A 23,019-nucleotide genomic window follows, 5' to 3' on the forward strand; every position below is an offset into this window, starting at 1 on the left:
TAAGATAATTAATAGCCTTCATTTTGAGGGTAATTTTCCTCTCCCGCCAAATCGCGTTCCGACTGGGGAACAGGATAATACATCAGATAGTTTCTACCGTTCAAGGAAGAAAACAAGTCCAAACGGTTGGTTCGCTTCAAATCATACCATCGTTGACCTTCTGCATACAACTCGCGGTGACGCTCATCAAGTATTTGATTCTGAAACTCTATATCAGTCATATTTGAAGGCAACAAGACGGTTGCGTAGCGTTTGTTCATAAATTCTTTTAATGTAGCCAACCCATTGACTGCTCCCAATGCTTCCGCTTTAATCAGATACATTTCCGCCACACGGGTAACCACAATCGGGGTTTGTGACGGTTGTTCATTGGTAACAAACTGACCGGTACTTCCATTCGGGAATTTAATAATACGGCTATTATCTGCACCAAATACTGCCTTTGCCCGTATATCCTTTGACTTTACGGCGGTATCATCATAAAGATGGCTGTAACATTCGGTAGAAGGAGAGTAATCCCAAGTCGGATCGATGTCATTGACCGTTTGGTAGAATAACAGCAAACTTGTACTACGCTTGTTGGCTAACGCAAAGACCAGTTCTTTGCTACTGCTATTAGAGACAAACGCCTGGGCATACTCAACTGATGTAGTACTCAATGCGAAATTTGATTTTGTAATCACTTTGTCGGCATAAGCTGCCGCATTTGTATAGTCTTTCAAGGACAAACATACTTTGGCTTGAAGCGCATCACAAGCACTAAGAGACACATAAAAACGATCGGTGAAATCAGACAGTAATCCTTCCGCTTTCGCCAAGTCTTCTTTTATAAAACTCCACACTTCGGTTTCGGGAGAAATGGGAACGACGTCGTAAGTGCGCTTACGCAAGATAGGAACTCCTCCCCAGCGAGTGACCAGATGATAATAAATCAAAGCTCTGAAGTAGTATCCGGTCCCTCCTGTCTGCTTCACAACCTGACTCTCTTTATTAGATGACGCTTCGTATGTTTCAACCAAGAAATTTACTTGCTTCAAGGCTGTGAAACATTTCTGCCACTGGCTCAAAACTTCTTTAGAACTAGGAGCCATCAACATGGGGTCGTTCATGGAAAATCCGGGACCTGCCTTGAAATTCTCGCCTTTTACATCACCATCCATATAAAATTTGAATACCAGTTCTTCCATTTCGGCATACACGCCATTCAATAACTTTTCCAAATCGGATTCGCTCAACATATCTTGAGGTATCTGATCTTTAGGCCGCATATCGTCCAGTATACCTGAACAACCCGTCATCCACAAAAGGCAAATGCTACATAGCAAATAGTTGATTATAGTATAGTATCGTTTCATACATCTATATTTTTAAAAGTTTAGATTCAGACCAAAAATAAATGTTCGCAATACAGGTTGCAACCCGAAGTCAACTCCATAATTTGAGTCTCCCGGGCTACCGGAAAATGATGTTTCGGGATCATAACCGGAATACTTGGTGAGAGTGAGTAGATTATCAGCCGAAACGTAGACTCTTAATGAGTTCACGCGGAGTTTCTTAACGACTGATTCCGGCAAAGTGTAGCCCAAAGTCACAGTTTTCAGTTTAAAATAGGAAGCATCTTCCAAATAACGTGTTGAGGTTTGCACGTTATAGTCATAATCATACCCAGTATGTACTCCTATTCTTACAGGACGAGGAATCGTGTTGCTTGTGCCCTCTCCACGCCAATATCCGTTAGCCACTTCTTTGCTTACATTAAAGTATTGCTCGACAGATTCGCCACGGTCGTTTACTTTTACATTGGACAGCGCCAATCCTAAATGGTCAGTACCTTCGGAACCGTTCACTCCCCGCCATGCCGACATCACTTTACCGCCTACCGAGAATTGTCCGAACAATGACAAATCGAAACCTTTGTAAGAGAAGTTGGAGGTAATACCACCGTAAAAATCAGGAATGGCTTTTCCTACATTCATTCGGTCGGCGTCAGATATATCTCCGTCTTCATTATAATCGAAATATTTCACGTCACCGGCACGGACTCCTTTCGCATACAGTTTCGCAGGCACTTCGTCGTCACGCTGGTAGATACCTTCCATCTTTAGCATATAGAATGTACTGATAGGCTGTCCGTTAATCAACGCATGCATCGAACCTCCTAAAAGGTTACTACCGCTGCTGGGAACAATATACATATCATTTCCTTCGATGAGGGAAAGCAGCTTGTTCTTTACAAAAGAAATGTTACCACCCAAATCCCATTTAAACTTTCCGGTGAAGATTTTACCATTCAAAGCCAACTCAAGTCCTTTATTCTCTAATGAGCCGATATTGGACTGTAATGTGGTATATCCGGTGGTTGCATTGACTGGTTTCTTAAACAGCAGGTCGGTAGTCTTTTGATAGAACATATCTATGTTTAAAGTCAGGCGAGACTGAAACATTTCTATATCAAATCCGATATTAAACTGGCTGGCTTTCTCCCAAGTCAAAGCACGGGCATCCTGCGAAATCTGGAATCCGGCAGAACCGTTGTAAGAAGCACCGCCCGCACTAATCAGTGATAACGGAGCATAATTACTCACTCCTGCCATGCTACCTGTCATACCCCAGCTTAATCTTAACTTTGCATCATTGACGTATTTGTTTTTTGGAAAAAATTCCTCATTGGAGGCACGCCACGCAAAAGAAGCAGAAGGGAAATAACCATATCTCTTGTTCTTCGCAAAGCGGGAAGAACCATCACTACGCAAAGAAGCATTCAGTATGTATTTATTGTCCCAATTCAAAGCGATTCGTCCGAAATAAGATTCTAAGGCATAAGAGGTATAACTAATATTTCCGGCGTAAATATTAGGACCTGCATTGATTAAATCAAAGTTTGAGGAAGGAAATGCACCGTTAGCGTAATTATCACTCTTTGCCCCGAATTGTTCATAAGTGTATTTCTCAAACGAATGTCCCAACATGACGGAGTAGATTAGTTTATTCCATTCATTGTTGTAAGAGAATATATTATCTATCACATAGCGGAAACTCTGGTCTTTTTGTTCGGCTAATGCTCCCCAACCACTACTATTTTTACGGGCATCATGCTTGTCCGACAATTTTTTAGATGTGTTGTCCAAAATACCATATACGCTTACTGTTGGTGTGTACTTAAATCCTTTGAAAGGAGTTACGTCTATGCTGAACACACCAGACAGTTGATATTTCTTAGCTACCCAGTCTTCTTCATTAATCAGCATCACCGGATTGTGGCGCAAAATATCTGTCCCGTTCACTTTATAAGATGTTCCGTCTTCTTTATAAGGTGAATACCAAGGCTGCTCCTCACGAGCTGTACGAAGTACTTTCAAGCTGGTACTCGTTTCTTCCAATAAGTCTGAACGGCTGGCCGAACCTGCCAGATTCATATTCAGTTTGAACAGGTTGTTTATTTTATGTGTGAATTTGGCACGCATATTATACTGGTCATAGCTGCTCTTATTCAAATATCCTTCTTGAGTATTAGCGCCTAAAGAAGCAAAGAAGGTGGTCTTTTCATTTCCACCGGAAATGCTGATAGAGCCGGTACCTGTTTTCGAGTTTTTTCTTGATATTTCTTTCACCCAATTGGTTTCCTGAATTTGAGAAGGAACATACAATTGAAGGTTAGCTCCCATTTGCACATTGTAATTATCAATAGCGGCTTGCATCGTATTCATATATTCCATCGAATTGGCCATTTCAATGTCGCTAGCCAGATAAGCGAATCCGTAACGACCGGACACCTCTATCTTCGTCTTACCTTGCTGACCTGATTTGGTCGTTATCAACACAACTCCGGCATTGGCACGCGAACCATAGATAGCAGCCGCAGACGCATCTTTCAAAACTTCCATGTTCTCAATGTCATTCGGATTCAAGTTGGGATATTTTTCGCTGGGGATACCATCGACCACATAAAGCGGCGAGCTTCCCCCACTAACGGAACCGATACCACGAACGGTAACATTCGGTGCTTCTCCCGGAGTTCCTGATGCAGAGGAGATATTCACACCCGCTACACGTCCTTGCAGCATTTTAATCGGATTATAGTCATTACCCTGATCTATATTTTCCATCTTTACTTTACTGATAGAAGTAGTGACTAGCTTTTGTGACTGGACTCCGTAGCCGACAACAACGACCTCGTCTATCATTTTACTGTCTTCCTGAAGTACAACTTTTACAAATGTCTGCCCTGCGGCAGAAAGGTCAACTGTTTTATAACCGATATAAGAGACGGTCAATATTCCCTTTTCCGGTACGTCTGCTAATGTGAACTTTCCATCAAAATCTGTAATCGTTCCGTGCGACTCACCTTTTATCACAATACTGGCACCAATGACTGGCTCGCCTTTTTCATCGACAACAGTACCTGTTATTTTTTTAGTTATCGATTTGTCCTGGGCTTTGCGAATCAATACAATCACATTATCTTGTTCTTTCTTATACGCTAAGTCCATTCCTCCTAAAAGTTGTTGCATGGTTTGTTCAATCGTTGCGTTCTTCACATTCAACGATACTTTTCGGTTTAACTCCGGCAGACTCTCATTGTAGAAGAATTTGTAATTGCTTACTTGCTCGATTTTCTTTAAAGAGGCTCTCAAAGAGATGTCTTTCACATTCACTGTTATTTGGGAATAAGCGGTGAAAGAGACGCTTAAAAACAATAGCAGACAGATAGCCCGCAGTGTTTTCCAGTTCTTACTTCTCCCTGTATTTGCTTGAGGGAGCTTTTCAAAGGTTGTTTTGTGCTTCATATATCAAAACTTTTAAGTTGTTTGATAGGTATACAGACTACTATACTCACTCGTCCAATCGCCTATCAGACTTTAACTCTCGTTAACTTATTCAATTCAGAGAACAAAAAAACCATTCCTAAGTAGTGGGCTTCGGAATGGCTCTATTCTATATTTTTTCTACTATTTCTCTTTCAAAACAATCACCGAACCGTCCATTTCATAATAGAAAGGTGAAGTAAGCATCAGGATATTCAATGCATTCTGTATGCCACCAACCGGAATGGTTCCGGTGAAATATTCATTAGGTAGTTTATTGGAGTCGAAACGAATCTCTACGTCATAGATGCGTGAAAGGGTTTTCATTATATTCTCCAAAGATTCTTTCTCGAAATAGATATTTCCTTTCGTCCATTCAATGTAGTCACTCGGGTGTACTTGAGTGGCTGTTATCTTATGAGTGGCTTTGTTATATTCTATTTTGTCGCCGGGCTTCATGATATGCGACATTTTCTGCGCATAGACCCCTACTTTTCCTTCCAAAAGAACGACTGTCACGTCTTTGGCATCTTCATAGGCAGATACATTAAAAGAAGTACCGAGTACTTTCACTTCCAAATCACCGACCTGCACTATAAAGGCATGTTTTTCATCATGAGCTACTTTGAAATAGGCTTCACCATTCAGTTGCACACGACGCACATTTTCTCCGAAGTTATTCAGATAGCTTAATTGCGAAGCAGAATTGAGAACGACATTCGTTCCGTCCGGCAATTCGATGGTTGCTTTATCTCCTTTATCAGCTTTTACTATAAAGGGTGCTCCCACTGTTTGGGAAGAATCTATAAGATAGTAGGTGAAGAAGGCAATACAAATGGGTAAAACGATGGCGGCAGCCCATTTCCAAGGATTCATGCGAATAGTTCTTGGTTTCTCTTTTCCCTGTGTCTCTTCTTTTCCCTGTGTCTCTTCTTTTCCCTGCGTCTGTTCTTTGATTCGGGCAAATAGTTTGTTGCGCAGTACCGGATTAATACCGGCATCCGATTTGGAAAATTCTTCTTCCCACCAGTTCTGTAAATGGCGGTCGTTCTTTATCCAATCGGAAAGTTCTTTTATTTCAGCATCCGTTATATTTCCATCGAAATACTTTTCAATCAGTTCTTTATAATATATCTTATCCATCTTCTTTCCTGCTTATTTACAAGTATACATTTTCATCCTATCTACTATCCAAAAACGTGTATTACAATTACATTTCATTAACAAAAAAGGCGATCAGAAGCGCAATTACCTTATCGTAATGCTTCATCAACTGCTCACGCATAAATTTCACCGCCAAAGATAATTGTGTGGCGACTGTACTTTCAGAAATACCCATCATTTCAGCGATTTCCTTATTCGTATAGTTCTGACGCTTACTTAAGATAAAGATTTTCTTTCGCTGTGCCGGCAATTCTTCTGCTAATGAGTCGATATAGTCGTTCAAGAAATGAAGATCAATATTCTCTTCTGTTTGCGAATCACGATCCACACTGCTTTTCAGCAGATATTCATTGTAAACATATTCAACGGTCTGACGCTGGTACATGTTCATCAGTAAATTTTTGGCTATCGTACAAAGAAAAGAAATAAATGAAGCGTTGGTATCGACTTTCTCACGTACTTCCCATATACGGATAAAAGTGGATTGCACCACTTCTTCAGCCATATATTGATTGCCGGAAGAAAGCCGCATAATGAAATTGTACAGTTTACCGCTGTACATATTATACAATCTTTCAAATGCTTGAAAAGAACCGTCTTTTAAATCGATTAATAAATGTTTTTCATCTGTAAAATTCACCATAGCTTAGAATTTTGCAACAAAGGTATGCAACCATAGACCATTAACAGGTGACAATATTATTAATATTTTCTCAATTATCCGATTTTTATGAGGAAAAAGATACTAATATCAGGATAGTGACGCCATCCGGTCAAGATAGTGACGCTATCTAATCAGGATAGTGACGCTATCTTGAACGGATACCGTCACTATGTTCAGTAAGGTAGTTCGCATTAATAAGTCAAGCGGATACCAGCCTGTATATTGAAGTTAAACGGATTCTCTTTACGTATGGTCTGTATATCCGAACCGTCATCAAAATAATAAGCAACACCGGGTTCTACATAGATACCCAGACGTTTCGTTGCGTTCACCTGTGCACCTACCGCACCGGATACCGAGAATTGCAGAGGTTTCACCGTTTCTTTCTCGGAACCGAGCTTTCCATAAACACATTTCTCCACCATACCTCCACCGGAGACGTAGAGAGTGACGAGTTTCTTATCAAGGAAATTCCAGTTGGCACGCAGCGGAATACCGACATAATGAAGTTTTTGTTCTATCTGCTGCTCTTCACCCGCCAGTTTCGCATCCGAAGAAAGCAATGTGTAAGTCAATCCCGTTTCGAGAGAGAATCCTTTGGCCAGTCCTTTACGGACGGACAATCCGAAGGAAATTGGTTGATGGTGCTTAATGTCGACCACTTGTTTTGCCTGACGCAGATAAGGCACTCCATCTTCAAAAACCAATGTCTGATCGTTAGGTATCTCCATCAAACCGTTGGAAACAGAAAGCATATTCACACGAGACATATAAGCATGAGAGCCGGCACCGACTTCTGTGGATGCTCCGCCCGAATTTCCAACCGATAGTCCCATGGACCATGTTCCTTTTTGAGATGCTCTTTTTTCTGCCGGAATATGTAGCTTGTCTCTGCCGGAAGGGCGACGCGGCCTGTTGTTCGGCCGTTCAGTATCCTGTGACTGTGTAGCCTGACCCACATTTTCACTGTCTACCTGCTTTGCTTCATTTTTCGTCTGTTCCGTCTCACCTTTGAGCGTCTGATCTTTCTCAATCACAGGATTATTTTCATTCCCTGTTACAGGTTCGTTGCTATTTTCTATTGCAGATTGATCTGCATTTGTTTTCTGTTCTGTAAGATTCTTATCAATTTTCGCCAAACGGTCTTCACGAGCCACTGGTCGCAAGACGGGTTCTACGGAAGTGCCCTGCACATCCGGTTGTAGCACACCCGGCAACGCATCGGGTGTAGATGCCAATGCCGGAGTCTTTATATGACGTATTTCATCCGCAGCCGGTGTCCCCAGAAAATATAGACTTACCGACGAAACGACGGCTAACAATATAACAGCTGCAGCAGCCATCATCCATTTTCGATAAGGATATATTTTCTTCTCCACAGGAGGCATAAGTTCTTTCTCCAGTTGTTCCCAAGCGGAAGCAGGCACCGGCTCGGAATAATCCGCGAGCTTCTCCTTCAACTTATTCATCCACAATTCTTTCTCTTCCATCTCTATCTATCCATTATGCGTTATCCATTCTTTTACTCTTTTTGCCAATACACTCTTCGCACGAAATAGTTGCGAAGCCGAAGATTTTTCATTAATACCTAATTCCTGTGCGATTTCTTTATGCGATTTGTCTTCGAATGTATAAAGGTTAAACACTGTACGATATCCGGCAGGTAGTTCTTCTATAAACTGCATCAACACTTTCTGTGGAATAGCTTCTACATCAGAAGCATCCGGTTCTTCATATTCTTCAGGCAACTCTTCTAATGGTGCCGACTGATTGATTACATCATTTTTCCGGAGATATTGCAAAGCTGTGTTGACCATCACCCTTTCCATCCAAGCCCGCAGGGAGCCTTCACCCCTCCAGGTGAACTTGTCGAAGGAATCGAATATCTTTAAAAAACCGTCGTGAAGCAGATCCTGGGCTGTATCACGGTCGCCGGTATAGCGAAGACAGATGCCAAGCATACGTCCCGCATACTGCTCATACAGTTCTTTGCGAGCTTGGTTATTGCCTAGCCTGCATTGTTCCGACAACTCTAATTCTTCCATTCTCTTATACACGTGTTTAACTTATAAATGCAGCAAAGATAGAAATACTGCATAGAGAGAACAACTCTTTTATCACTTTTGTTTCTTTAACAGATTCAAATGCAATATTTTCTATCCCATTGCATTTTCACAATACAAAGGAACCATTTTATATAATCTAAAACTTAAATAAGTATATGAAGAAATTTAAATTCATTGCCTTTATCTTTGCTATTATGACTACAATGCCGATTCTCCAGTCATGTTTGGACGACGATGACAACCCGTCCGATCTTCTGGTTGTCAGTACCATCAATATGATTAGCCAGGATAGCAAGGAATTTTATTTCACTTTGGATGACGGGAAAAAGATGTATCCCAGCAATGCGCAAGGATGGAGTAATAAAGATTGGGTGGAAGGACAACGAGCTTTTGTGATCTTCAACGAGCTGGAAGAACCTGTGAATGGATACGACCTTAATATTCAGGTGAGAGGTATCAATCCAATCTTAACTAAAGACATCATCACGATGGGTGAAGATGACAACGACGAAGAAAAAGTCGGAGATGACAAGATCAACACAACTTATATGTGGATCAACAAGGATAATAAATATCTGACGATTGAATTCCAATATTATGGAACGCATAGTGAAGATAAAAAACATTTCCTGAATCTCGTAATCAACGACAAAGAAGAGTCTGCTCCCACTGCTGACGAAGACAGTGCGGAGGACGAATATATCAATCTGGAATTCCGTCATAACAGTGAAGGTGATTATCCTCAAAGCCTGGGCGAAGGATATGTATCTTTCAAACTGGATAAGATTAAAAACCGGATGGAAGGGAAAAAAGGATTAAGGATCCGTGTCAACACTTTATATGGCGGACCGAAAACTTATGAAGTAAAGTTTCCCTAAGATTATAAATCTAATGTAAACGTGCGAAACACACTCTTTTTTAATATAATATATTAATTACGCAAAAGAGGGCGGTAGTTGTGAAACTGCCGCCCTTTTATCTTCTCCTTTATATAAGGAGTTATTCTTATAAAAGATTTATTTCTTTTCTTCCTTATCTCCCAGATAATTCCAAACTACCGCACTCAACGCAGCTCCTACAAATGGAGCAATGATGAACAGCCACAACTGCGACAATGCTTCTCCTCCCTGGAATAATGCCGGAGCAATACTACGTGCCGGGTTTACAGAAGTCCCTGTGATAGGAATACATACAATATGTACCAATACAAGAGTCAAACCGATGGCAAGTCCTGCCAGATTGCCTGCTCCCTTCTTCGAGTCGGTAGAGCCGAGCACCACTAATACAAAAATGAAAGTAAATACTGCTTCCGCAATGAATGCCTGCAACATTTCTCCATCGCCAAAACCATTGGAACCTGTAGCCGTAGGTCCGTCATGAGCACCGGTGGAAACTAAAGCAAAAAGAATAGCCGAGCCGATAATAGCTCCGATTACCTGGAAAATCATATACATACCTGCATCTTTTCCGTTCATACGCCCAGTTAAGAACACTCCTAATGTAATAGCAGGATTAATGTGACATCCTGAAATACCTCCGATAGCATACGCCATCGCTACTACTGAAAGACCAAATGCTAAAGCTACGCCGACTGTTCCCACGCCAGCACCTACCGTACCGGTTACACTACCGGCAAAAACGGCACTTCCGCATCCCATAAGAACGAGCACCATCGTTCCAATCATTTCTGCAATGTACTTTTTCATAACTATAAATAATGGTTAATGCATCAAATATAGAGAATTAACCCAAGAAAACAAAGCCTACGTGCCTAAATTATTATTGCTTTCGCAACATTTTTGAATAAAAGGCAAGCAAATAAAATGAAAAAAGGACTTTTGCACGCCATATTAGCCTCTACCTTATGGGCCATCGTAAACTCTCTTATCAAGCAAGGATTGAGCAATGACGTCACTCCGATGAATTTCTCCGAAACCCGCTTTGCCACTGTTGGAGTTATTCTTTTCGCTTATACCCGGTACAAGGGTATATGACAGGAATCATCTCAACCTCTATTATTATAGCAAACACTGTATGGACTGCAAAGTAAGCATTTCTTTGGGGACTGCAGCTTTTATTTCCTCTTTCAGAACACATAGCAGGCTGTGACGAATAAAATCTCTATTTGTCGCCAACACCACTTGCCGCGTCGGTCGGGGGATAGCAAACGGACGTACTAATTGTCGCTGTTCTTCCGTCAATTGAGCCACTGCCAGTTCGGGAATAAAAGTGATTCCTTTTCCGCTTTCTACCATTCTCATAAAGGTTTCCATGCTTCCCAGGCGATAAGCCATCTGACTAACCTTCACCGCTTCCATCTGACAGAAACGGACAAGTTGGTCACGAAAACAATGTCCTTCGTCCAAAAGCCAAAGATGTTCGCCGGTTATATCGGAAGTGCGGATAACGTCATGTTTGAACGAAGGTTCTTTCCGTGATACATAAGCATAGAATTGCTCATAGAAGAGAGTTTCTTCCGTCAAGAATGTGTCTTCTAATTTACTGGCAATAATCCCTGCATCCAAATCGCCGGCATGCAAAGCTTGCTGAATATCCTGGGTTTTCATCTCCGTGACACGAATATCCAGTTCGGGATATTTCTCCATCAGTTGAGGGAAAAAGCGGGGTAGCAAATAAGGAGCGATAGTGGGTAATACTCCCAAACGGAATACACCTGATAATGATTGCTTATCTTCACTGATGATTTCTTTTACTTGAGCTGCCTGCGCCAGAATCACACGAGCCTGGTCTATCACTTTCTGCCCGATGGGTGTCGGGCAGACGGGTTGCACTGTCCTATCGAATAACTTTACTCCCAATTCATCTTCCAGCTTCTGAATCATGGCACTCAAAGTAGGTTGCGTCACACGGCAATATTCGGCTGCCCGTGCGAAATGCCTGAACTGGTCTACGGCTAGTATATATTCTAATTGTTGTATCGTCATCTATCAAATCATATTAAGTTATAGATTTCATCTATGCAAAGATAGAAATTTTCAGTTTGACAACAAGCATTTTCCGCCTTATCTTTGCAGTACAGAAAAAAAAGAAAACAAGTATAAATCATTAAAAATAAAAAGAATATGAAAACTTTAGAATTTATCAAACTGAATGAATCGGGAGCAAACAACGTAGTAGCATCTTTGCAACAACTATTAGCAGACTTCCAAGTGTATTACACCAATCTCCGCGGTTTCCACTGGAATATCAAAGGACATGATTTCTTTGTTCTCCACAGCCAATTCGAAAAGATGTATGATGACACAGCCGAAAAGGTAGACGAAATTGCAGAACGTATCTTGATGTTGGGCGGTACTCCTGCCAATAAATTCAGCGATTATTTGAAAGTAGCAAATATCAGTGAAGTAGATAAGGTGAGCAACGGCGAACAGGCACTGAACAATATCCTTCAGAGTATCAGTTATCTGATTGGTGAAGAACGTAAAATCTTGTCTATCGCTTCTCAAGCCGGAGATGAAGTAACCGTTTCGATGATGAGCGATTATCTGAAAGAACAGGAAAAACTAGTTTGGATGTTGACGGCTTATAATAGCAAATAATTAAGATAAAAGGTTTAGGTTTTTAAGTGAGAAAGAGAGGATATTTCCGTAAAAGGAATATTCTCTCTTTATTATTTCCAGTGTACTAGTACTATCTAAATACGTTCATTCGCTGATATTATTAAAAAAATTAGTTTTGTTCTTTATTTATCAAGATTTATAAAAGTAAGCAACAACTTTCAAAAGATGAAACTTATTCTACTGAAATAAAATGTCTTACCCTGAATTTTGTTGACTCTAATAAGTCTCAACTAAAACTAGGGTAAGACAATTAGAGGCCCCTGAAACGTTGATGAATAAAGGATTTCAATCAAGGTGTGAGAGTGTGAGTGTAAAACGTCGTCAACATTTGTTTGGCTAAAATACGACACTTCGCACGATTAACCTTGCCGTTTTCTGTTTGCGGAATACAATCTGTCGTCCATATGTACTTGGGACGATAATAAGGTTCCAATATTTCCTGTAGTTTGTTTCCGATTTCTTTAGTGTCCGGCTGACCTTCCAATAATTCTGGCTGACCTTCCAATAGTAAGGTTACAGCCTGCCCTAAACGCTGGTCCGGAACTGAAGTAATAACAAATGGCACAGGAATAAAAGAACGAAGCAATTTCTCCATTTCCTCCGCCTGAATCTTAATTCCTCCACTATTTATCACATTGTCTTTCCGACCCAAAATCATAAAACTTCCATCGGGATAGATGCGTGCAATGTCATTGGTTTGCAATATTTCATCACATACCAAAGGGGCATCAATAATTAACGTATTCTCTACAGATAAAGACAGTTTTACTGAAGAAAACGGATAATAATGTTCCGAAGCCAATGTTCCGTTCAGCCGACGAAGAGCAATATGAGATAAAGTTTCAGTCATGCCATAGGTAGAATAGACGGCAGTCGGAAGATGTTTGATCTCCGCCTCTAAAGCCTCATCAATAGCTCCACCACCTATAATCAAAATATCCGTCTGTTTCAATCGTTCTTTCTCTTCGGGAACTTGCAACGTATTATAAACTTGCAGGGGAACCATTGCCACAAATCTCAAAGGCTCTTTTATATCCGCTAAAGGATGACCGGAAGCAGGACGTACAATCAAATTCAAGCCTGCAACCAACGAACGCACGACCACCATCATTGCACCAATATAACGAAGATTCATACAAAGTAATGCCGTCTCTCCTTTCTTCAAATCCAGAAACTCACAAGTCAGACGCGCACTTTGCATCATCTGGTCTTTACGTACAATCAACTCTTTAGGTGTACCCGTAGAGCCTGATGTATGAACAATGATGACAGGAGAATCGTTAAACCATTCGTTCAGGAAAAGATATAAATCCCAACTAGCAGGAGAATGAGCCTCCGCTCCTCCTGCTATTAATCGGCTTATATCCTCAAAAGTATATTCTTTTCCTTCCAGTAACAAGCGTTGTTGTTTTCGATCGAATATCATCGGAATATCCTTTAAATACTATCATTTACAAAACCATAAACAATCTTTTCTTATTTCAAGAGGCACTTCCACGTTGTCTGTAAAGAGCGCCCCTGTTCCCAGTCCCTGTGGCAACGGATTGCTGAATGTTGCACACCACTGGGCAATGGCGTTTAGCCCAATGTTTGATTCCAGAGCGGAAGTTATCCACCAGCCGATCTGTTGTTTTTCAGCTTCGGTAATCCATTCGTCTCCTCCGCATATTCCTCCATGAAGAGAAGGTTTAATAACGATATATTGCGGACGAATTGTTGAAAGCAGCTCCTGTTTCCTTTCCAGCGTATTGCATCCTATCAGTTCTTCATCCAAAGCAATCGCTAATGGAGATTCGGCAGCAAGCCGAGCCATTTCCTCCCATTGTCCGGCACAGATTGGCTGTTCGATAGAATGTAAATCAAACTCGGACAGACGTTTCAGTTTTTCCATTGCGTCCACGGGTGAGAAAGCACCATTTGCATCTACACGCAACTCTATTTCTTTAGAAGAGAAATGCGTACGAATATGGCGCAACAATGTCAGTTCTTCTTCGAAATTGATGGCACCTATCTTTAACTTGATACAACGAAATCCGGCTTCCATCTTTTTCTCAATCTGGGATAACATGTTCTGAAAATCTCCCATCCAAATAAGGCCGTTAATCGGAATACCAACTTCTCCACGTGAGAAAGCCGTATCACATAAAGCCCAGTTTCCTGCAAAGAAATGCCGGATGGCCGTTTCCAGACCAAATAAAATTGAAGGATAGTCACACAAGCCATCCATATCCAATCTGCCTTGTTCCCTCTCTACTTTCCGGCAGACTTTCACTAATATATCTTCGTAATCAGGAAGATCGTCACAACTTAAAGCGGGCAAAGGTGCACACTCCCCTATTCCCACTCTGCCAGGGAAGTCAGGAGAGGTAAAATGAAGATACCAAACTTTACGCGTAGTATATGTTCCTCTGGAAGTCCCGGCAGGTTGCTTGAAATGGAGCAATCGGGGAATAATTTCTATTTTACAATTCATCGTGAATAATTTTTCAATTCACCACAGAATAACACAGAGCCTCACGAAGTTTTAATAAGTTATATCTCTTGCAGTTCTCCTACCATTCTCTCCTCCACAGTCTTGCTTTGCAGAAAATCGGGCTTAAACGCAGGAAAAGCAAACTCTGTGGTACTCTGTAGCAAAGCCGATTTTAAGGGAATTTCGGATATTGTTTGAAGTTCGGTTTACGTTTCTCCAGAAACGCATTCTTGCCTTCCTGTGCTTCATCAGTCAGGTAATAGAGCAACGTTGCATCGCCTGCCAATTCCTGAATACCTGCCTGACCATCCAGTTCGGCATTCAATCCTGCTTTAATCATGCGCAAAGCCAACGGACTAAGCAACATCATTTCTTCCGCCCACTGCACATATTCATCCTCCAACTGTTCCAAGGGAACTACTTTATTCACTAATCCCATATCCAATGCTTCTTGTGCATTATACTTCCGGCAAAGGAACCAGATTTCGCGTGCTTTCTTCTGACCGACCACACGTGCCAGATAAGACGCACCGAATCCGGCATCAAAGCTACCTACACGAGGACCCGTCTGACCGAAAATAGCATTTTCCGACGCAATGGACAAATCACATACCACATGAAGCACATGTCCGCCACCAATAGCAAAACCGTTCACGGCAGCAATCACCGGTTTCGGGATGCTGCGAATCTGCTTTTGCACATCCAATACGCTTAGACGAGGCACACCGTCTTTTCCGATATATCCGCCACGTCCTTTCACATTCTGGTCACCACCCGAACAGAATGCCTTATCACCGGCTCCGGTAATCACAATCACATCAATATCCGCTTCTTCACGGCAGATGCGCAATGCGTCACTCATTTCAGCAGTAGTTGTCGGAGTAAACGCATTCCGATAGCGTTCACGGTTGATCGTGATACGGGCAATTCCATTATAATAATCAAAAAGAATATCGTCGTATTCTCTGATGGTTGTCCACTCTCTTTGTGTTGACATAATCTATTTTTGTTTTAATTGATGATAATAATTCTTCAACATGCGCGCGTCCTTGTTTTTGTTGGTAAACACCTCCAAGAGCACAGGCTGCTCCATAGCTTCCGGTTGAGTGAAAGTTTTCATCGCTTCAGCCAGTTCTTCGTCATTTTGCGCTTGCAGATAGAGAAACCCACGCTCTTCTGCCCAACCTTTGGCGGACGTTTTATGGACTGCCGCAATAAATTTATGTGAGGTACCCGACATATCCAATCCCGGCAAGGTATGGAAAATCTCTCCTCCTCCATTATTTAACAGAAGAACACGCAGATTGGAGCGAACATTGACGTTCCACAACGCATTCATATCATAGAAGAAGCTCAAATCTCCGATAGCTATAAAGTTCAGTTTGTCGGAAGCTGCCGCATAACCGACAGCCGTAGACAGCGAGCCTTCAATGCCGTTTGTTCCCCGGTTGCAACAAACTTCAATCGTAGAAGGAATGGAGTATAATTGCGCATAACGCACCACCGAACTGTTTGCCAGATGCAACGCACATGACTCCGGCAAGGCTTTCAATAACGTACCGATGGCAGACATTTCCGAATAAGCAAACTCCGGTTCGGGAATGATCTTGCAATAGTTTTCCCACACACGGGGATATTCAGGAGTCCGATTGTCCAGCAAACTGGCTATCTTCTCCAGAAACTCGAACGGGTCCATTTCGATCACCGTAGTTAATGAGCCGTACAAATCGACCACCTCACCATCCGGCGATACGTGCCAATGTTCTTTAGGCGGATGCTGACGGAGAAACTTCTTCAGCCGTTTGGAAACGACATGTCCTCCATAAGTAATCAACAACTCCGGAACCATCTGGCCGACCTTCTCTTCGGGCATGGCATAAAGCGCCGCATCAAAGTTCTTTACCGGAATACCGGGAACTGTCTGGTTGCCGATATGTTCCGTCAACCAGGCAAAATGTTTATATAATAACTTGATATATCTTTTTTCAAACAGATAGATAAGATTCATCTGACCGATGATAATCATTCGCTTCTGGTATTTATTCATCCGATCGACCAAATCGTTATAATCACGATCGTAGACGTTCAACCCCTGATAACGGGTAATGACACGCACTTCAGGAAGCGAATCAACCGTAAACTGGAACAACGGTTCAGAAATAGGGACATTGATATGTACTGGTCCTTTTCCATGATGGTTCGTTTCCAGCAAAGCTTCATTCACCAGACGATTGCAATACCATTCATCTTCTTCCGTATGAATCTCCGGAAGGTTTACCGACTTCTTAACTAATGTCTGAAATACGCCTGGTTGTGGTACTGTCTGTCCATCCATCTGCCCGATCCAGGCAGCGGGACGATCCGCAGAAATAATGACCAGAGGAACATTTTGATAAAATGCTTCTGCCACAGCCGGATGAAGGTTTAATAATGCAGTACCGGAAGTGCAACAGACAGCTGCGGGCTTACCACCATTCAACGCAAGACCGATGGCAAAATAGCCGGCACTCCGTTCATCCGTCACCGGATAGCAGGTAAAATTCGGATGGTTAGACAAAGTATGTACTATGGGCGTATTCCGACTACCCGGACACAACACAACCTTAGTAATCCCATGCGCCTCGAGCAACGCAACCAACTGGAGTATGTTCTTCTTGTCTGTATACATGATGATAATTATTAGTAGTTTATGATTTTAAAGGAGGCACTGCAATCAGCCGTTTGATAGTTTGCAACTTCTTCTCCGTTTCCAGCCATTCGTCATTCAATTCCGAAGAGGCCAATAATCCACCGCCGGCATAAAGAGTAAGTTGTTTATCTTCGATATGCATACAGCGTAAGTTTACATAGATGTCTGTTCGTCCTTCCGGATCGAGCCATCCGATAAAGCCGGAGTAATAGCGGCGGTCGTAACCTTCATTCTGCAAAATAAACTGATAGGCTTCTTCTTTCGGCAAGCCGCATACGGCAGGTGTCGGATGCAAAACTTTCAGAAGGTCTCCCAAACCTTTATTATCTTTCAAAGAAAAACGGAAATCAGTTTTTAAATGTGACAAAGCACCGGCATAAGCAGGATATGGCCCGTTTTCCGTAGAATGAATATCCAGTGAAAGAAGCTGCCGACGGATATAAGAAGCAACATAATCTTGTTCTTTCCGGTTCTTTTCATCCCATACTTGTGGCAGTCTGCCATCTTGCAAAGGCTGCGTTCCGGCTAGTGCAACCGTATGCCATTCGTCTTTCTCACCTGATAAAATGATTTCAGGAGTGCTTCCCAGCCAGATGCCCGTCTGCGGAGTATAACATAAGTAAATATACGAATGAATATAACGTTTACAAGCCGCCCGAAAGATGGACAAAGGAGAGAAATCAGCTACTTTATCAACTGTAAGATGACGGGAAAGCACTAGTTTATCAAACGTCCTGTCACGTAACGCATTTATAAAGGTATGAAAGCATGCCGCATATTCTTCCGTGGAAGAAGTCAGAAATGATTCTTGTCCTTGCAGGCGCAAGGCTATCTCCCGGTCTTCTTCCGTATCATCATCCACGGGTAAAGGCTGCCCCCACTGATCGGGTTGAATCAACACAACCGGACATGACTCACTCACCTGAAACGGAGCAATTACAAATCCTCTCTGTCCATTCAGTTCTTTCAAATCGTATATCAAACGGACCGCTCCTTCCGCCTGCGTCAACAGACGGGGAACCTTCTCTCCGGGAATACGGTAAACAGCAAACGGCTGCTTCCGCTGAATAAATGCATCAATAGTTGTCAAGTTACTTATTTCTTCGTCGGTCATCTCTTTTTCATCACACTGTTGACTACCCGTATGGAAGACACCAGTTTGTTTGTTGAAGTAAACACGTCTACATTCCATACGTGGGAGGAACGTCCCTTATGTACAACTGTTCCTACCGCACGCACTGTATCTCCTTCATGTGCAGAAGATATATGGTTTCCGCTGACCTGCATTCCTACTACAATCTCGTCCGGCTGGCAAAGAATCATCGAACCGAGTCCGGCAACTGTTTCTGCCAGTGCAAGAGTAGCTCCCCCATGCAAAATGCCGAAAGGCTGACGGGTACGATGGTCTACCGGCATCGTTGCTTCCACACGATCTTCGTCGGCGTATGTATATTGAATTCCCAAGTTTCCCATTAATGCGTGGCGTGCCTGCGCATTCAGTTGGTCAAGGGGAATTTCGGCTGCACGCACTTCGGCTATAATAGCCTTCTCCACTGCAACGGCCACTCCGTCTTCCTCATTCGAAGCAGTCACATAGTCGGCACAGGCTTTCACCGAGTCTTGTGAATGTCCCATAGCTACGCCCAACCCGGCCAATTGAATCATTGTTACGTCACACACACCGTCGCCCACAGCAATCACTTCCTCACGCTTCACATCCAGTACCTCCAGCAAAGCACCCAAAGAGTTGGCTTTGTCGATGGCGCAGGGAACTACTTCCAGAAAATATGGCTCCGAACGGAATACGTCCAACGCTCCGTTCAGTCGTCTCTTCCAGTGATCTTCCAAACCAACCAGTGCTTCTTCGTCATCGCTCACCAGCATACACTTACAAGGAGCAAAATCAACGGCAGCAGAAAATTCTTCTTCTTTAATTATTTGCAGGTTATTCAACCGGGCTTCATTTTGGATATGTTCATTTTCAGGAGAATCCGTTATGATCGTATCATCATGATAAGTGAATAAGGCAAAACCGTTTTTACGGGCTTTCTTTTCCAGATACGGCAACATTTCGGGATTAATCCGACGTTCAAACAGAATTTCCCCGTTTTGTGCATTGATAATCTGACAGCCATTATAGGAAAGGATAAAACCTCCATAGTTTCCAAGTTCGAGCATCTTGGCCAGCGGCATCAGGCCATAAGTCGGTCTGCCGGATGCCAGCACAATACGCACTCCCATTTGCTGAACCTTCAACAGGGCAGCCAATGTACGCTTACTAATTTCTTTCGCATCATTAAGGAGTGTTCCGTCTACATCAAGAACCAATAATTTATACTTCATGATTACACGATTTTGATTTAGATTACAAAGGTAGGAAATTGAGTGAACGACAGAAAGCGTAAACAGATAAAAATTACTTTAATTTCACTCTTTCAAACGCATTTCCAGATAATCGCGGAGGATACGGGCATGATTATACACCGGTTCTTTGGAAGCGTAAAGCAATGTTATCACCGGATGCGGCTTGATAAGAGTCAGAAAATCAGCCATTGAGGAAGAAGCGTCAAGTTCTTTCTGATACTGTACGACAAAATCTTCCCAGTGTCCGGGAATATCTTCGTGAAACCATCTACGCAATGTGGAAGACGGCGTGATGTCTTTTGCCCAATAATCATACTTCAGCCATTCTTTCTTCATTCCGCGCGGCCATAGTTTATCTACCAGTACCCGGTAGCCATCTGTTTCTGAAAAATCGTCGTAAACCCGCTTTATCCTAACCTGTATCATTTCTATTTATAGTTAATTATAAATAGATAAACCGGAAAATGCGAAAATTGTTTAGCAGAATCCACTCAATTCTGTAACGAATCCTGTGCTTTTTTAAATTCGTAAGGAGTCATTCCCGTCTTTTTCTTAAAAAGATTGTATAAAATCGGGGTGCTATTAAATCCGGCCTCATCTGCAATGGCACGTATCGTATAGTTGGGATGCTTTTTCATCAGTTCAATGGCATAATTAATGCGCAATTCATTGATATATCCATTGAAATTGGTTCCGGTACATTCTCTTATCATCCTCGCAAAACGTGCGTTATTCAGATGTACGATTTGTGCCAGATCTTCTCTCGACAATTCTGAAGAAAGATATAACTGTTTCTGAATAACGATATCATTCAGTTCCTGAAATATCTTCTTATTCTCTTCTTCTTCCCCACTTTCTTTATCTGTATCGTTAGCAAGTTCTTCCAGTTCTTCGGGTGAAATACGTTCCGGTTCAACCTCCGACACAACAGCCAGTTGTTCGTATACTTCCGATAACTGGTTCCCATCTTTTCTATTAGCAAATTTCTCGTTTATAAGCCTGGCAAGCATCCTGTTCTTATACTCGACTATATGATTGAAATGCCACAAACGCCAAACGATAAACAGAGTCAGTACAACAATACATGCAAGAAAACAGAGGGTAATATTTCTTATTTTTAATTGAAAAGCCTGTTCGGCAATATATTCTTCTTTTTCAGAAACGCCGTACATTGCATTCAATTCCAATGCAGCATTGTTTCTATCCCGGGTATTGATACTATCTGTTATAGTTAAAATCGTTTCACGTATCTCGGCAGCTTCTTTGTATTTATGCATACCCAAATATGCCTTCACCTCCTGTCGAAGGACAGTCAGATACTGTTCATTCAAAGTATCCTGCTGGGTTCTCATCAATTCCTTGAACCCCCTGCAATTATCAATAACCTTTTCATATTGTCCGGAAAGCGCCAAATAAGGAACCGAGTACATTTTTCCGTCGGGAGTATGAGACTCTTTCTTTGATAAGTATTTCTGATAATATTGCTCCGCCTTCTCATATTTCTTCTCCATGCAATAGATGTAGGCTAATTTGGCATATAAATAACTATATTGACCGTCTATATAATCTTCAGAGATTTGAGGTACTGCCTTAAGCCGTTCAATTTGCTTTTCACGCTCAAAACCCACTTTCAATGCCTCATCAATTCGAGAATCATTCATTAAAAAGCTCATTTCTGCTCCATAATAATAAGAGAGCAGCATCATTTCGCGCTTCTCCTTTGAGCCCCGCAAAAGCTCAATAGTCCGGTTAAAATAATCGTATGCTTTATCTTTAAAAGATAATCTCCAATTATTCTCTCCCATACAGAAAAATAACCTGGCTTTGGCTTCCCTGTTCCCTAACTCTTGCGCCTGCCTGATTCCATCTAATGCATAACGCATACTTTCATTATATTTGCTCATCATTGCCGAAAATTCAGCCAAATGTACTGTCATTTTCAACATGTGTTTCGGATCTTTTTGATATAGGGAATCAAGCAAATAAGCTTTCCTTGCATACATAAATGCTAGTTTATTCATATACAGATTACTATATGATAAACTACGCAATTCATTTACAACCCGCAAAGGAATCGTTTTCCTATTCTCCGCTTCGTCCAGTAATTGCAGAGCACGCCTAGGTTCGGGAATATAAATATTCCTGATATATTTCTCCGTATACAGAGAATCATCAGTTAAAGTTTTATCAGCCCTCGAAAATTGATTGTGTACAAATAAAAGCACCAAAATACATACAAAAAAACGCATAAGATCTTACCGTGTTTTAATCATTCAGCATCCAAAGATATGTATTTTCCACAAAAAGTGCAAGGTGCATCTTAATTTTGCAAAATTAAAATAAGAAACATTAGCTATCTTCTTATCCCAATCCTAGTTTCTGATAAATCTTCATCTCACAGAATCACAAGCCTAAAGCCTTCCCCAACCGGGCTTCAATACACGCGCTCAAATCGGTTGTAACAAACTTCCCATTATAAAAAAGAGTAAAGATAGTGGCTGGTGTAGGCGCATATTGTGCTTGTTCCATGGTTTCTAATTCTATTATTTTTAATGGGAGATCCTTACTCTTGGCTGCATTGACCAAAGAACCGCGAACATGGAATTCTGTAAACGGACAGCGATGAGTATAATACACTACTATTCCATCCCGGTCGGGACACTCACCTGTCAATACACTGTCGTTGAATGAAGGATCGGGAGCAGCCGGATTTATTTTCAAAGCCAACAAACTGAATCCGTAAGGAAGTTTTTCTATAGTTTGGAAACCTTGTCGCAGCAGCCATTTTGTATCACTCATAAAATGAAATTTAGAAGTGCCCACTACGGTAACTAAACCATCTTTTCCCTGCAATTTCGCATCATCAATAGCAGAATGCAGCAAAGCCTTGCCATGCCCGCATCCTTTATATTTACCCGATACCCAGAAACAATTTATCATCAGATAATTAGGAGCACTGACAGGAACCCACGCCTTTTCAGCAGGACCATATTCGATGAACACTTTTGCCCGTTCGTCAATACGTCTGAAAACATAACCATTATCAAACTCTTTTTTCAGCCATGCTTTTTTTAATTCATAACTATCTTTGCATTTCTTGTCCGAAAAAGCACAGCATATATGTTCGTCCGCAATATTCTCCTTCGTCAAAGTGATGTAATTTGTTTCCATAATATTTTATTTAATAGGTTTAAAAATAACAGATCAATAAGC

20 protein-coding genes are annotated in these 23,019 nt (G+C 41.7%); 3 read left to right on the forward strand and 17 right to left on the reverse strand.

Features of this window, described 5'->3' with window-relative positions:
• Positions 1–8 precede the first annotated feature (8 nt).
• The 6 genes from DW173_RS07130 to DW173_RS07155 form a co-directional block, all read right to left on the reverse strand.
• On the reverse strand, positions 9–1,355 hold the full coding sequence (locus tag DW173_RS07130; protein ID WP_055235400.1) for a RagB/SusD family nutrient uptake outer membrane protein: 1,347 nt from the start codon (positions 1,353–1,355) through the stop codon (positions 9–11).
• Between the two features lie 12 nt (positions 1,356–1,367).
• The gene (locus DW173_RS07135) at positions 1,368–4,787 is read right to left on the reverse strand and encodes a SusC/RagA family TonB-linked outer membrane protein (RefSeq protein WP_120144152.1); all 3,420 of its coding nucleotides are present in this window, start codon (positions 4,785–4,787) and stop codon (positions 1,368–1,370) included.
• Positions 4,788–4,949: 162 nt separating this feature from the next.
• Positions 4,950–5,948 (reverse strand): FecR family protein, encoded by a 999-nt coding sequence (locus tag DW173_RS07140; protein WP_120144154.1) that lies wholly within the window; start codon positions 5,946–5,948, stop codon positions 4,950–4,952.
• Between the two features lie 67 nt (positions 5,949–6,015).
• Positions 6,016–6,612, reverse strand: a complete 597-nt coding sequence (locus DW173_RS07145; protein WP_004314736.1) for an RNA polymerase sigma-70 factor — start codon at positions 6,610–6,612, stop codon at positions 6,016–6,018.
• Positions 6,613–6,824: 212 nt separating this feature from the next.
• Positions 6,825–8,123 (reverse strand): outer membrane beta-barrel protein, encoded by a 1,299-nt coding sequence (locus tag DW173_RS07150; protein WP_120144156.1) that lies wholly within the window; start codon positions 8,121–8,123, stop codon positions 6,825–6,827.
• Between the two features lie 6 nt (positions 8,124–8,129).
• Positions 8,130–8,678 carry an RNA polymerase sigma factor gene (locus tag DW173_RS07155; RefSeq protein WP_049703136.1) on the reverse strand — a complete coding sequence of 183 codons (549 nt, stop codon included), beginning with the start codon at positions 8,676–8,678 and terminating at the stop codon, positions 8,130–8,132.
• A gap of 176 nt (positions 8,679–8,854) precedes the next feature.
• On the opposite strand from DW173_RS07155, the gene DW173_RS07160 reads away from it, so the two are divergent.
• Positions 8,855–9,577, forward strand: a complete 723-nt coding sequence (locus DW173_RS07160) for a NigD-like protein (RefSeq protein ID WP_004314739.1) — start codon at positions 8,855–8,857, stop codon at positions 9,575–9,577.
• 138 nt (positions 9,578–9,715) lie between these two features.
• Here the strand turns inward: DW173_RS07160 and DW173_RS07165 are convergent, their stop codons facing one another.
• A complete protein-coding gene (locus DW173_RS07165) occupies positions 9,716–10,405 on the reverse strand; it encodes an MIP family channel protein (RefSeq protein WP_004314740.1) in 690 nt (229 codons plus the stop codon).
• 117 nt (positions 10,406–10,522) lie between these two features.
• Between DW173_RS07165 and DW173_RS23935 the strand changes: the two genes are divergently transcribed.
• A complete protein-coding gene (locus tag DW173_RS23935; protein WP_165450455.1) occupies positions 10,523–10,693 on the forward strand; it encodes a hypothetical protein in 171 nt (56 codons plus the stop codon).
• A gap of 24 nt (positions 10,694–10,717) precedes the next feature.
• Here the strand turns inward: DW173_RS23935 and DW173_RS07170 are convergent, their stop codons facing one another.
• A complete protein-coding gene (locus DW173_RS07170; RefSeq protein WP_008643125.1) occupies positions 10,718–11,644 on the reverse strand; it encodes a hydrogen peroxide-inducible genes activator in 927 nt (308 codons plus the stop codon).
• 138 nt (positions 11,645–11,782) lie between these two features.
• Here DW173_RS07170 and DW173_RS07175 point away from each other — a divergent pair, with 138 nt between their 5' ends.
• Positions 11,783–12,259 (forward strand): Dps family protein, encoded by a 477-nt coding sequence (locus tag DW173_RS07175; RefSeq protein WP_004314742.1) that lies wholly within the window; start codon positions 11,783–11,785, stop codon positions 12,257–12,259.
• A 310-nt stretch (positions 12,260–12,569) separates the two neighbouring features.
• On the opposite strand, the gene DW173_RS07180 is transcribed toward DW173_RS07175, so the two are convergent.
• From DW173_RS07180 to DW173_RS07220, 9 genes are all read right to left on the reverse strand, one after another.
• Positions 12,570–13,706, reverse strand: coding sequence for an AMP-binding protein (locus DW173_RS07180; protein WP_008643122.1), 1,137 nt, complete (start codon positions 13,704–13,706; stop codon positions 12,570–12,572).
• A 21-nt stretch (positions 13,707–13,727) separates the two neighbouring features.
• Positions 13,728–14,753 (reverse strand): o-succinylbenzoate synthase, encoded by a 1,026-nt coding sequence (locus DW173_RS07185; protein ID WP_008021533.1) that lies wholly within the window; start codon positions 14,751–14,753, stop codon positions 13,728–13,730.
• Positions 14,754–14,925: 172 nt separating this feature from the next.
• On the reverse strand, positions 14,926–15,750 hold the full coding sequence (gene menB, locus DW173_RS07190) for a 1,4-dihydroxy-2-naphthoyl-CoA synthase (protein ID WP_004310001.1): 825 nt from the start codon (positions 15,748–15,750) through the stop codon (positions 14,926–14,928).
• 3 nt (positions 15,751–15,753) lie between these two features.
• Positions 15,754–17,421 carry a 2-succinyl-5-enolpyruvyl-6-hydroxy-3-cyclohexene-1-carboxylic-acid synthase gene (gene menD, locus DW173_RS07195; RefSeq protein WP_087318449.1) on the reverse strand — a complete coding sequence of 556 codons (1,668 nt, stop codon included), beginning with the start codon at positions 17,419–17,421 and terminating at the stop codon, positions 15,754–15,756.
• 19 nt (positions 17,422–17,440) lie between these two features.
• Positions 17,441–18,556, reverse strand: a complete 1,116-nt coding sequence (locus DW173_RS07200) for an isochorismate synthase (RefSeq protein ID WP_008021526.1) — start codon at positions 18,554–18,556, stop codon at positions 17,441–17,443.
• The gene (locus DW173_RS07205; RefSeq protein WP_004315182.1) at positions 18,553–19,785 is read right to left on the reverse strand and encodes a Cof-type HAD-IIB family hydrolase; all 1,233 of its coding nucleotides are present in this window, start codon (positions 19,783–19,785) and stop codon (positions 18,553–18,555) included. The genes DW173_RS07200 and DW173_RS07205 overlap by 4 nt, the downstream gene beginning before the upstream one ends.
• Positions 19,786–19,869: 84 nt before the next feature.
• Positions 19,870–20,232 (reverse strand): DUF488 domain-containing protein, encoded by a 363-nt coding sequence (locus DW173_RS07210; RefSeq protein ID WP_008643118.1) that lies wholly within the window; start codon positions 20,230–20,232, stop codon positions 19,870–19,872.
• 65 nt (positions 20,233–20,297) lie between these two features.
• Positions 20,298–22,055 (reverse strand): helix-turn-helix domain-containing protein, encoded by a 1,758-nt coding sequence (locus DW173_RS07215; RefSeq protein WP_120144158.1) that lies wholly within the window; start codon positions 22,053–22,055, stop codon positions 20,298–20,300.
• Positions 22,056–22,209: 154 nt separating this feature from the next.
• Positions 22,210–22,977, reverse strand: coding sequence for an N-acetyltransferase (locus tag DW173_RS07220; RefSeq protein ID WP_120144160.1), 768 nt, complete (start codon positions 22,975–22,977; stop codon positions 22,210–22,212).
• Positions 22,978–23,019 lie beyond the last annotated feature (42 nt).

The organism is Bacteroides sp. AM16-13 (genome assembly GCF_003602705.1).
GTDB classification, from domain to species: Bacteria; Bacteroidota; Bacteroidia; order Bacteroidales; family Bacteroidaceae; genus Bacteroides; species Bacteroides xylanisolvens.

Bases quoted from the DNA above. Each gene is read 5' to 3' on its own strand.
- DW173_RS07185 (WP_008021533.1), bottom strand. From the start codon at position 14,753: ATGAATTGTAAAATAGAAATTATTCCCCGATTGCTCCATTTCAAGCAA.
- DW173_RS07205 (WP_004315182.1), bottom strand. From the start codon at position 19,785: ATGAAGTATAAATTATTGGTTCTTGATGTAGACGGAACACTCCTTAAT.
- DW173_RS07160 (WP_004314739.1), top strand. From the start codon at position 8,855: ATGAAGAAATTTAAATTCATTGCCTTTATCTTTGCTATTATGACTACA.
- DW173_RS07180 (WP_008643122.1), bottom strand. From the start codon at position 13,706: ATGATATTCGATCGAAAACAACAACGCTTGTTACTGGAAGGAAAAGAA.
- DW173_RS07170 (WP_008643125.1), bottom strand. From the start codon at position 11,644: ATGACGATACAACAATTAGAATATATACTAGCCGTAGACCAGTTCAGG.
- DW173_RS07130 (WP_055235400.1), bottom strand. From the start codon at position 1,355: ATGAAACGATACTATACTATAATCAACTATTTGCTATGTAGCATTTGC.
- DW173_RS07155 (WP_049703136.1), bottom strand. From the start codon at position 8,678: ATGGAAGAATTAGAGTTGTCGGAACAATGCAGGCTAGGCAATAACCAA.
- DW173_RS07150 (WP_120144156.1), bottom strand. From the start codon at position 8,123: ATGGAAGAGAAAGAATTGTGGATGAATAAGTTGAAGGAGAAGCTCGCG.
- DW173_RS07175 (WP_004314742.1), top strand. From the start codon at position 11,783: ATGAAAACTTTAGAATTTATCAAACTGAATGAATCGGGAGCAAACAAC.
- menD (WP_087318449.1), bottom strand. From the start codon at position 17,421: ATGTATACAGACAAGAAGAACATACTCCAGTTGGTTGCGTTGCTCGAG.
- DW173_RS07165 (WP_004314740.1), bottom strand. From the start codon at position 10,405: ATGAAAAAGTACATTGCAGAAATGATTGGAACGATGGTGCTCGTTCTT.
- DW173_RS07140 (WP_120144154.1), bottom strand. From the start codon at position 5,948: ATGGATAAGATATATTATAAAGAACTGATTGAAAAGTATTTCGATGGA.
- menB (WP_004310001.1), bottom strand. From the start codon at position 15,750: ATGTCAACACAAAGAGAGTGGACAACCATCAGAGAATACGACGATATT.
- DW173_RS07145 (WP_004314736.1), bottom strand. From the start codon at position 6,612: ATGGTGAATTTTACAGATGAAAAACATTTATTAATCGATTTAAAAGAC.
- DW173_RS23935 (WP_165450455.1), top strand. From the start codon at position 10,523: ATGAAAAAAGGACTTTTGCACGCCATATTAGCCTCTACCTTATGGGCC.
- DW173_RS07215 (WP_120144158.1), bottom strand. From the start codon at position 22,055: ATGCGTTTTTTTGTATGTATTTTGGTGCTTTTATTTGTACACAATCAA.
- DW173_RS07220 (WP_120144160.1), bottom strand. From the start codon at position 22,977: ATGGAAACAAATTACATCACTTTGACGAAGGAGAATATTGCGGACGAA.
- DW173_RS07210 (WP_008643118.1), bottom strand. From the start codon at position 20,232: ATGATACAGGTTAGGATAAAGCGGGTTTACGACGATTTTTCAGAAACA.
- DW173_RS07200 (WP_008021526.1), bottom strand. From the start codon at position 18,556: ATGACCGACGAAGAAATAAGTAACTTGACAACTATTGATGCATTTATT.
- DW173_RS07135 (WP_120144152.1), bottom strand. From the start codon at position 4,787: ATGAAGCACAAAACAACCTTTGAAAAGCTCCCTCAAGCAAATACAGGG.